Source organism: Pseudonocardia xishanensis (genome assembly GCF_039541715.1).
In the GTDB taxonomy this organism is placed as follows: domain Bacteria; phylum Actinomycetota; class Actinomycetes; order Mycobacteriales; family Pseudonocardiaceae; genus Pseudonocardia; species Pseudonocardia xishanensis.
Genome location: NZ_BAABGT010000018.1, coordinates 1 through 689 on the forward strand (window position 1 = coordinate 1; position 689 = coordinate 689).

Consider the following 689-nt stretch of genomic DNA (forward strand, 5'->3'; position numbering starts at 1 on the left):
CAGGCCGAGGACGAGATCGCCGGTGTCGGCGCCGCCCTGGGCGCGAGCTTCGGTGGCGCACTCGGTGTCACGACCACGAGTGGTCCGGGTGTGGCGTTGAAAGCCGAGACGGTCGGGTTGGCCGTGGCGTTGGAGCTGCCGCTGCTGGTGATCGACGTCCAGCGCGGCGGGCCCAGCACGGGCCTGCCGACGAAGACCGAGCAGGCCGACCTGTTGCAGGCGATGTTCGGGCGCAACGGTGAGGCGCCGTTGCCGATCATCGCGCCGCAGTCGCCGGGGGACTGCTTCCACGCCGCCATCGAGGCCGCCGCCATCAGCGTGAAGTACCGCACCCCGGTCATGGTGCTCTCCGACGGTGCGCTGGCCAACGGCTCCGAGCCGTGGAAGGTCCCGGACGCCTCGACCCTGCAGAAGGTGGATCCGGGTTTCGCGACCGAGGTCAACGCCCCGGACGGCTCGGGGGAGTTCTGGCCCTACCTGCGCGACCCCGAGACTTTGGCCCGGCCGTGGGCGATCCCCGGCACCCCGGGCCTGGAGCACCGGATCGGCGGCCTGGAGAAGGCGGACGGGCGCGGCTCGATCTCCTACGACCCGGACAACCACGACCGCATGATGCGACTGCGCGCGGCCAAGATCGACGGCATCCCCGTGCCGGACATCGCCGTCGACGACCCGTCCGGCGAGGCCGG

The 689-nt window shown here is 72.0% G+C and carries 1 pseudogene; it reads left to right on the forward strand.

Annotated features, from left to right (window positions below):
- A pseudogene (locus ABD993_RS06230) lies at positions 1-689 on the forward strand (2-oxoacid:acceptor oxidoreductase subunit alpha); the annotation flags it as partial.